5 protein-coding genes are annotated in these 6,565 nt (G+C 69.2%); all 5 read left to right on the top strand.

All coding sequences use genetic code 11. The features are described from left to right. Positions 1 to 224: 224 nt before the first annotated feature. The 5 genes from uvrC to gap all read left to right on the top strand — a co-directional run bounded on the left by uvrC (position 225) and on the right by gap (position 6,564). A complete protein-coding gene (gene uvrC, locus ON27_RS16235; RefSeq protein WP_043727118.1) occupies positions 225 to 2,234 on the top strand; it encodes an excinuclease ABC subunit UvrC in 2,010 nt (669 codons plus the stop codon). 113 nt (positions 2,235 to 2,347) lie between these two features. Then, positions 2,348 to 3,328, top strand: a complete 981-nt coding sequence (gene rapZ, locus ON27_RS16230; protein WP_043727116.1) for an RNase adapter RapZ — start codon at positions 2,348 to 2,350, stop codon at positions 3,326 to 3,328. After that, positions 3,325 to 4,371 carry a gluconeogenesis factor YvcK family protein gene (locus tag ON27_RS16225; RefSeq protein WP_043727112.1) on the top strand — a complete coding sequence of 349 codons (1,047 nt, stop codon included), beginning with the start codon at positions 3,325 to 3,327 and terminating at the stop codon, positions 4,369 to 4,371. The genes rapZ and ON27_RS16225 overlap by 4 nt, the downstream gene beginning before the upstream one ends. Further along, positions 4,362 to 5,345 (top strand): DNA-binding protein WhiA, encoded by a 984-nt coding sequence (gene whiA, locus ON27_RS16220; RefSeq protein ID WP_043693711.1) that lies wholly within the window; start codon positions 4,362 to 4,364, stop codon positions 5,343 to 5,345. Before ON27_RS16225 ends, whiA begins: the two co-directional genes overlap by 10 nt. Positions 5,346 to 5,544: 199 nt before the next feature. Beyond that, on the top strand, positions 5,545 to 6,564 hold the full coding sequence (gene gap / locus ON27_RS16215; protein ID WP_043727109.1) for a type I glyceraldehyde-3-phosphate dehydrogenase: 1,020 nt from the start codon (positions 5,545 to 5,547) through the stop codon (positions 6,562 to 6,564). Position 6,565: the final 1 nt, after the last annotated feature.

Raw genomic sequence — 6,565 nt, 5'->3', positions numbered from 1 at the left:
CTGTCGTCGGCGTCGTCGCGGCGGCGTATTCGCTCGCCACCTCGGGCGTCGTCGTGCACTCGCTGTGCCGCCCGGAAGCCGAAGCGTGGTTCGGCGTCCGCGCGCCCTGATTCCATCGGGAGTCCGTGGTGGCCGGGGCAGCCGGTCCCGCTCGCCGCCCGGGTGCTTCGGTCCGGCGCGGGCTGCGGACGGATCGTGTCCGACCGCGCCGATAGGCTGGATGGGTGGCAGATCCAGCGACGTACCGGCCCGCGCCGGGCACGATTCCCGTCGAACCCGGCGTCTACAAATTCCGGGACGCCCATCGGCAGGTCATCTACGTCGGCAAGGCCAAGAGCCTGCGCAGCAGACTGAACTCCTACTTCGCCGACGTCGCGAACCTGCATCCGCGCACCAGGCAGATGGTCACCACGGCCGCGAGCGTCGAGTGGACGGTCGTCTCCACCGAGGTGGAGGCGCTGCAGCTGGAATACAACTGGATCAAGGAATTCGATCCGCGCTTCAATGTCCGCTACCGCGACGACAAGTCCTACCCCGTGCTGGCGGTCACGCTGAACGAGGAGTATCCGCGGCTGTTCGTCTACCGTGGCGCGCGTCGCAAGGGTGTCCGCTATTTCGGTCCGTTCGCGCACGCCTGGGCCATCCGCGAGACGCTCGATCTCCTGCTGCGGGTGTTTCCCGCGCGCACCTGCTCCAACGGAGTCTTCCAGCGGCACCGTCAGATCGGACGTCCCTGCCTGCTCGGCTATATCGACAAGTGCTCGGCGCCGTGTATCGAGCGGGTCAGCGCCGCGGAGCACCGTGCGATCGTCGAGGACTTCTGCGACTTCCTCGCAGGCCGCACCGACCGCCTGGTGCGGGAGCTGGAGCGCCGCATGCACCAGGCCGCGGAGGACCTGGACTTCGAGGTCGCCGCCCGGCTGCGCGACGACGTCCAAGCGCTGCGCCGGGCCCTGGAAAAGCAGGCGGTGGTGCTCGGCACCGGCACCGACGCCGACGTGATCGCCTTCGCCACCGACGAGCTGGAGGTGGCGGTGCAGGTCTTCCACGTGCGCGACGGGCGGGTGCGCGGCCAGCGCGGATGGGTGGTCGACAAATCGGGTGACGCGGTCGACGTCCCGGAGGCGGGCGGCGAGCTCGCCGCGCTGGTCGAGCAGTTCCTCACCCAGTTCTACGGCGAGCAGGTCGCGGTGGCCGAGCAGGCGGCAGGCGAGCAGCCCGCCGCCGTGGTGCCGCGCGAGGTGCTCGTGCCCGAACTGCCCGCCGACGTCGATCAGGTCCAGCACTGGCTGTCCGGCTTGCGCGGCTCGGCGGTGAAGCTGCGGGTGCCCCAGCGCGGGGACAAGAAGGCGCTCGCCGAGACCGTGCAGCGCAACGCGATGGAGGCGCTGGCCCAGCACAAGCTCAAGCGAGCGGGCGACCTGACCTCGAGATCGCAAGCGCTGCAAGAGATGCAGGACGCGCTGGAGCTGGACACCGCGCCGCTGCGCATCGAGTGCGTGGACGTCAGCCATGTGCAGGGCACCGACGTGGTCGCCTCGCTGGTGGTCTTCGAGGACGGTCTCGCCCGCAAGTCCGATTACCGTCACTACACGATCAAGGAGGCGGCCGGGGAGGGCCGCTCCGACGACGTCGGCAGCATCGCCGAGGTGACCCGCCGCCGGTTCCTGAAGCTGCGCCGCGAGCGCGACCTGATGGAGCACGAAGACCTCGCCGCCGCGGGCACCGACGACGAGGCGCTCGATCTCACCTCCCGTCCCGGCATCGATCCCCGCACCGGACGCCCGCGCAAGTTCTCCTACCCGCCCAATCTCTACGTCGTCGACGGCGGCGCGCCTCAGGTGGCCGCGGCCGCCGAGGTGCTCGACGAGCTGGGCATCACCGATGTCGCGGTGATCGGACTGGCCAAACGGCTGGAGGAAGTGTGGGTGCCGGGCGAGAGCGACCCGGTGATCCTGCCGCGCACCAGCGAGGCGCTGTACCTGCTGCAAAGGGTCCGCGACGAGGCGCACCGCTTCGCCATCACCTTCCATCGCAGCAAACGCTCGCGCCGGATGACCGCCTCGGCGCTGGACTCGGTGCCGGGGCTCGGCACGGCGCGCCGGACCGCGCTGGTCACGCATTTCGGGTCGGTGGCCAAGCTGAAGCAGGCCACGGTCGAGGAGATCACCGAGGTCCCCGGCATCGGGTTGGCGACCGCGAAAGCGGTCCTTGCGGCCCTCGAGTCCGAATAGACAGTCGACAGTGCACCGGAAGTTTCGGTTTCGCGTACGTTGTGTGTCTGTGCCCGATACCGAAACCGGTGCGCAATGATCGGAAGGCACCCCAGGGACGGATCCGGTAGGACATGACACGCGTCGAATCGAACAGCAGTGCGGGCAGTCCGCCGGCGAGGGCGGGACGGATGGTTTCGTCCGTCGGCGTCGGCGGGGCGAATCCGCAGGTCGAGGTGGTGATCGTGACCGGGCTCTCGGGCGCGGGCCGCGGCACCGCGGCCCGGGTGCTCGAGGACCTCGGCTGGTATGTGGCCGACAATCTGCCCCCCGAACTGTTCGAGCGGATGGTCGAGCTCGGCGCGTCCGCCAAGCCGCCGATCCGCCGTCTCGCGCTGGTCATGGACGTGCGCAGCCGGTTCTTCACCGGTGATCTCTCGGCGGTCACCGAGCAGTTGCGTACCCGCGGCGTGCGTACCAGGGTCCTGTTCCTGGAGGCCTCCGACGACGTGCTGATCCGCCGCTTCGGCTTCGCGCGGCGCAGGCATCCGCTGCAGAGCGAGAGCAAGGACGGCACGCTCTCGGCCGGCATCGCCGCCGAACGGGTGCGGCTGTCGGCCGTGAAGGCCGCCGCGGACCTGGTGATCGACACCACCGAACTGTCCATCCATCAGTTGCACCGCAAGATGGAGGAGGCGTACGGCGGCGGCGCCCCCAGCGCGTTGCAGCTCACCGTGCAGTCGTTCGGCTTCAAGTACGGGGTTCCGCTGGACGCGGACATGGTGTTGGATGTGCGTTTTCTACCCAATCCGCATTGGATACCGGAGTTGCGGGAACACACCGGTCAGGAGGCGGTGGTCAGCGAGTACGTGTTGTCGCGTCCCGGCGCGGACGACTACCTGCGTACCTGCCACCACCTGGTCGAGCTGACCACGAACGGTTACCGCCAAGAGGGGAAGCGATACATGACGGTCGCAGTGGGCTGCACCGGAGGCAAGCACCGGAGCGTCGCGATTGCCGAGGCACTGGGCGAGTTGATGAGCGAGGTCACCGGCAAACCGGAGGAGTCCGCCGACGTGGTCCGCGTCGTGCATCGAGACCTGGGGCGCGAATGACCGGCTGGGAATCCGATCGCAGCATCGTCGCGCTGGGTGGCGGACATGGGCTTTACGCGACGCTGACCGCCGTGCGGCGGTTGACCAGGAAGATCTGCGCGGTGGTCACCGTCGCCGACGACGGCGGCTCCTCGGGCCGGTTGCGCGCCGAACTAGGGGTGTTGCCACCGGGGGATCTCCGGATGGCGCTGGCCGCCTTGGCCGCGGACGCCGAGGGCGTGTGGACGCAGACCGTCCAGCATCGCTTCGGCGGCACCGGCGCGCTGGCCGGGCACTCCGTGGGCAACCTGATCCTGGCCGGGCTCACCGAGGTGCTCGGCGATCCGGTCGCCGCGCTCGATGAGGTCGCCCGCATGTTGCGCATCACCGGACGAGTTCTGCCCATGTCGCCCATCGCGCTCGACATCGAGGCGGATGTATCTGGGCTCGAGGCGGATCCGCGGGTGAGCCGCTGCATTCGCGGCCAAGTTGCCATCGCGACGACGCCGGGTAAGGTGCGGCGAGTGCGGCTGATTCCGTCCGATCCTCCGGCCAGCCCGGAGGCCACCTCGGCGATCGAACACGCGGACGTCGTGGTGCTCGGCCCGGGATCGTGGTTCACCAGCGTGATTCCGCACGTCCTCGTCCCGGAGCTACGCGAGGCCCTGGTCTACACCAGGGCGCGCAAGATCCTCGTGCTCAATCTCGCCGCGGAACCGGGGGAGACCGCTGGTTTCTCCGCGGAGCGGCATTTGCATGTACTGTCCCAGCACGCACCGGAATTCGTCGTGGACGAGGTGCTGGTCGATTCCGGCTCGGTGCCGGAGGGCCGCGAGCGGGAACATGTGGCCAGGGCTGCCGAACAGTTGCGGGCACGAGTAACCTTCTCCGATGTCGCCGAAGCGGGAACCGACCGGCATCACCCCGGAAAGCTTGCCGCCGCACTGGATCAACTGATCCGGCAACCTCGGCCGCAAATGGCAGGGCTTCGAGTCGAGGGACGGCACATGGGTCAGGATGTGCGTTCCGGGTTGGGTGGAAAGGAGCGCGTCCCGTGGCGATGACAGCCGATGTGAAAGACGAGCTGAGCAGGCTCACGGTGTCGCAGGTGAGTTCCCGCAAGGCGGAACTGTCCGCACTGCTGCGTTTCGCGGGCGGCCTGCACATCGTCGGCGGCCGGGTGATCGTCGAGGCCGAGGTGGACATGGGGTCCATCGCGCGCCGGCTGCGCCGGGAGATCTTCGAGCTCTACGGTTACGGCTCCGACGTGCACGTACTCGGTGCGGGAGGACTGCGCAAGACCTCCCGGTACGTAGTGCGCGTCTCCAAGGAGGGCGAGGCGCTGGCCCGGCAGACCGGTCTGCTCGACGTGCGCGGCCGTCCGGTGCGCGGCCTGCCCGCACAGGTGGTCGGCGGCAGCATCGCCGACGCCGAAGCCGCATGGCGGGGCGCGTTTCTCGCGCACGGCTCGCTCACCGAACCCGGCCGCTCCTCGGCGCTCGAGGTCAGCTGCCCCGGCCCCGAGGCGGCGCTGGCGCTGGTCGGCGCGGCCCGGCGGCTCGGCATCACGGCCAAGGCCCGCGAGGTGCGCGGCACCGACCGCGTGGTGGTGCGCGACGGCGAGGCCATCGGCGCGCTGCTGACCAGGATGGGCGCGCACGGCACCCGGATGGTGTGGGAGGAACGCAGGCTGCGCCGTGAGGTGCGCGCGACCGCGAACCGGCTGGCCAACTTCGACGACGCCAATCTGCGCCGCTCGGCGCGGGCCGCGGTCGCCGCGGCGGCCCGGGTGGAACGCGCGCTGGAGATTCTCAGCGACGACGTGCCCGACCATCTCGCCGCCGCGGGAAGGCTGCGGGTGCAGCACCGGCAGGCGTCGCTGGAGGAACTCGGCCAGCTCGCCGACCCGCCGATGACGAAAGACGCCGTCGCAGGCCGCATCCGGCGTCTGCTGTCGATGGCCGACCGGCGCGCCAAGGAGCTGGGTGTCCCGGACACCGAATCGGCTGTGACGGCCGAGCTGCTCGACGAAGCCTGAGCCGCGCTTTCGCCCGCGATCCCCGCGACGTCGTCCGTCGCGGGGATCGCGGCGTTCCGACTGCGGGAACCGTGTTGGTCGAGCGTCTGACCAGGCAACCCGCCCTCGCGAATGCGAGGTGCGTGTCGGCGAGGTCACGGCAGGACGTTAGTGTGAATGGGCATCGGAACGATCCGCTGGAAAGTTGAGGAGCGATAACGTGACTGTCCGGGTAGGCATCAACGGCTTCGGCCGTATCGGACGTAACTTCTTCCGGGCGGTGGAGGCGCAGAAGGCGCTCGGCACCACCGACATCGAGATCGTCGCGGTCAACGACCTCACCGACAACGCGACCCTCGCGACCCTGCTCAAGTACGACTCGATCCTGGGCCGCTTGCCCCAGGATGTCTCGCTCGACGGCGAGGACACCATCGTGGTGGGCGACCAGCGGATCAAGGCGCTGGCCATCAAGGAGGGCCCCGCCGCGCTGCCCTGGGGCGACTTGGGCGTCGACGTGGTCGTCGAGTCCACCGGCATCTTCACCGATGCCACCAAGGCCAAGGGCCACCTCGCCGCGGGCGCCAAGAAGGTCGTCATCTCCGCTCCGGCCAAGGGCGAGGACATCACCATCGTCATGGGCGTCAACGACGACAAATACGACGGCAGCCAGAACATCATCTCGAACGCGTCCTGCACCACCAACTGCCTCGGCCCGCTGGCCAAGGTGCTCAACGACGAGTTCGGCATCGAGCGTGGCTTGATGACCACGATCCACGCCTACACCCAGGACCAGAACCTGCAGGACGGCCCGCACAGCGACCTGCGCCGCGCCCGCGCCGCCGCGCTGAACATCGTGCCCACCGGCACCGGCGCCGCGAAGGCCATCGGCCTGGTGCTGCCCGAGCTGCAGGGCAAGCTGGACGGCTACGCGCTGCGCGTGCCGGTCCCGACCGGTTCGGTCACCGACCTCACCGCCACGCTGCGCAAGTCGGCCACGCTGGAGGAGATCAACGCCGCCTACAAGGCCGCCGCGGAGGGCCCGCTGAAGGGCATCCTGAAGTACAACACCGACCCGATCGTCTCCAGCGACATCGTCACCGACCCGGCCTCGTCGATCTACGACGCTCCGCTGACCAAGGTGATCGACGACCAGGTCAAGGTCGTGTCCTGGTACGACAACGAGTGGGGCTACTCCAACCGTCTCGCCGATCTCATCGGCCTCGTCGGCAAGACGCTCTGAC

The organism is Nocardia asiatica NBRC 100129, assembly GCF_000308415.1.
GTDB lineage: Bacteria > Actinomycetota > Actinomycetes > Mycobacteriales > Mycobacteriaceae > Nocardia > Nocardia asiatica.
This window is presented reverse-complemented; position numbering and strand designations above follow the sequence as displayed.